Annotated in this window: 3 protein-coding genes; all 3 read right to left on the bottom strand. The window is 49.1% G+C overall.

Annotated features, from left to right (window positions below):
- A partial coding sequence (locus Q0628_RS13310) for an SDR family NAD(P)-dependent oxidoreductase (protein ID WP_298771749.1) occupies positions 1 to 338 on the bottom strand: 338 nt, incomplete at its 3' end.
- A gap of 190 nt (positions 339 to 528) precedes the next feature.
- Entirely contained in the window at positions 529 to 2,760 is a 2,232-nt protein-coding gene (locus Q0628_RS13305; RefSeq protein WP_298771745.1) for an HD domain-containing phosphohydrolase, read from the bottom strand.
- Between the two features lie 61 nt (positions 2,761 to 2,821).
- The gene (locus Q0628_RS13300) at positions 2,822 to 3,043 is read right to left on the bottom strand and encodes a DUF167 domain-containing protein (RefSeq protein ID WP_073319163.1); all 222 of its coding nucleotides are present in this window, start codon (positions 3,041 to 3,043) and stop codon (positions 2,822 to 2,824) included.
- Between the last annotated feature and the right edge of the window lie 13 nt (positions 3,044 to 3,056).

Genomic DNA, 3,056 nt, shown 5'->3' with positions numbered 1-3,056 from the left:
GACTTCAAATTCACATTTATCACAGCGTCCCACTGTGCCTCCGACATACGCATCATAAGGCCATCCTTCGTGATACCTGCGTTATTTACCAATATATCTATGCGACCAAAATCTTCAACCACCTGCTTCACCACCTCGTGAGCCTCATCAAACGATGCTGCATTTGAGGCGTAGGCCTTCACCTTACCGCCAAAAGCCTCCAACTCCTTTACGGTCTGCTCCGCAGCCTCGTTAATCACCAAATCGGTAATAGCCACATCGGCTCCCTGCTCGGCAAAACGCAGTGCCACAGCCTTACCAATGCCACGTGCAGCACCTGTAACCAAAGCAACTTTCATAGGTCCTCCCACAGTTCGTTTCAGTTTATTTTTCATCGCAAATTTAACAAAAAAAACGGAAACGGCCTTCCCAACCAATCACAAAAGCGACAAAAATACAAAATCAAGGGGCGAAATGACAGTTCATTTGTTCAAAATAGCCGGGTACAAGGCTCCGCCACCTACAGACAAAGCGTTTCACCCCTGTTCTCTACGACTTCGGGGCGTCACTCTTTTCTGGAGCCGTGGATTTATCAAGTTCGATGCTCGCTTCGGAGCCGGACTGATCAAGCCTCGTCCTTTCGCTGTAGAGCTTCTCAGATATATGCGTGAATGTTTCGACAATTTCCGGGTCGAAATGTCTGCCCGCTCCTTCGGTAATGATCGCCATCGCCTTCTCGTAGGTAAAGGGCTTCTTGTATACTCGTTCGGCGACCAGGGCATCGAACACATCGGCAACCGCCATAATTCTTGCTGAGAGTGGAATCTCTTCGCCCTTGATTCCTGTCGGATAACCCGTGCCGTCCCACTTCTCGTGGTGGTAGTGGGCCATGTCTATCGACTCGTTCAGGTAATTTGCATCGATGGTATCGCCCGCATCTTCCACCATCTTCGTAAGGATTTTCCAACCTTCGGTGGTGTGGCTCTTCATGATGCCGAACTCTTCGTCGGTGAGCTTGCCCGGCTTGTTCAAGATCAAGTCGGACACGGCAATCTTTCCGATGTCGTGGAGAGGAGCGGCGCGCTTGAGTTTCTGCACAAACTCTTCGGTGAGCACGTCGGAGAACTTGCCTTCTTTCTTGAGCTGCTCGGCCAAGGCTTCCACATAGGCAGCGGTCTTCTTAATATGATTACCGGTGCTCTTGTCGCGGGCTTCGACGACTTCAGCGAATTCCATAATAATGATTTCCTGCATGCGCCGGATACGTTCGTTCTGTTCCTGCACACGCTGGATAAAGTTATAGGTATCGCTCGCCATCGTATAGATGGACTCGTACAAGTGCTCAATTTCGTCGCTAGTTTTGACCCCGATTTTCCCGAGGCGTTCCACGCTATCCCTAATGCTTTCAAGGTCCACCTTTTCGGATTCAAGCATGCTGGCGCGAGTCGTATTGGCAGCAATCTTCATTGCGGCCAAGGACATCTGGTTCATGGGAATCACAGCGCCGCGCTTCACCAGTTCAAGCACGATACTCATGATGATAATCGAAAGACCAAAGAACAGCGAAAGCATCTTGATAAAGAAGATTGCTTCGTCGCGAATGATATTTTCCATCGAGATATCAGCCGCAATATAGGCAACCGTCTTGTTCGACGAATTGCGGATCGGTCGATATACGGTCAACAACCATCCGTACTTGTCATCCGAGATAATCGGTTCAATCTCGCCGCCGGCCAAAAGAGTCGACAAATACGGTTCAAAACTCGGATCGAATTCCACCACATCGCCCGGTTTACCTCCCGGTTCACCTTCGGTATCCAAGTCGAATACCACATGGCAACCGTCTTCCCGAATCTGGTACACGTACAGGTACTTGGTCTGGGGGAAGCTTTCTCTAATAGAGTACAGGACCTTCCTCACAAACGCATAGTCATCGACCTCGTAGCCACGGGCTATATAATCTTCGACCTTTTCAGGATTAATTGCCGTAGACGCCGCCTTGGTCACACCGTTTGCAATACCGATAAAGCTATTGACGGAGTTTTCGCGGTACAAGAAAAAGCCAATCGTACAAGCGAGACCACCCAACAGGACTTCTGCCACAATCACCATGTACACCACCTTGCGCAGCAAGGAATGACGTACCATCTTCTTCATGACATCGTTGCTGTTGACGCGCAGGAACACCCTATTCAAGTGGTTCTTGATGAAGCGGGGAATAAAGCGGAAAAGGAACACCGCAAAAATAACGACAACGCCCTTGTCAAAGAAGTCGAGGACAATGTCGGCCCAAAGCTGCGAAGTAAATTTGCTCCAGCCAAGGACTTCGTGGAATGCAATCGAGAACGGAGCCGAAATGCCTTCGCCAAAATTGAATCCGTACAGGAAATAGGTAAATACAGATCCGATTCCGCCGCCGATCAAGGCAAACGAAAGGATCACGACAAACAGGCGCGGAATGTTCTTGAAAAAGCGCTGGTGGTAAAAGAATGTTGCAAGGGCAGCAATAAAAATACTGATCACCCCGTAGAACATGGTCACGGGGTCCGAAATACCGTTAATCGCATTCGAGGTAAAACCGACGATGACTGCCGGCAGGTTGCCGCCAAGCATGGCGGTAATGATGGTACCCAGACAGTCCAGGTATAGCGGCAGATGGAGCGCTAGCGCTATCTTCGCCGGAATGATGTTCAATAACAGGCCGGCAATAATGAGCAATACCACGCTTTTTAAGCTGGAGCCGTTTTCAAAATCAAAAAACTTTTTGAGAGCCGTTTTCATTTGACCCAATACATCCTTCTTAACACTCCTAAAATAAATAAAAAAAGGACTCCCAAGAGTCCTACTTTATAATTTCCACTATTTTTTTGTTGTTTGTAGCGCCCGAAACTACCGAAACATCCCTTTTGTGCACTCCAAAATGGTCTGCCAGGAGTTCACAGATGGCTTCGTTCGCCGCCCCATCTACCGGAGGAGCCTTGACTTCGACCTTGTAGCTCCCGTCCGGGAGTTCACTCACGCTTTCGCGCTTGCTCCGGGCATGTACCTTGATATTTATTCGCATAAAGTACTAGGCG

This window comes from uncultured Fibrobacter sp. (assembly GCF_937877005.1).
GTDB lineage: Bacteria > Fibrobacterota > Fibrobacteria > Fibrobacterales > Fibrobacteraceae > Fibrobacter.
This window is presented reverse-complemented; position numbering and strand designations above follow the sequence as displayed.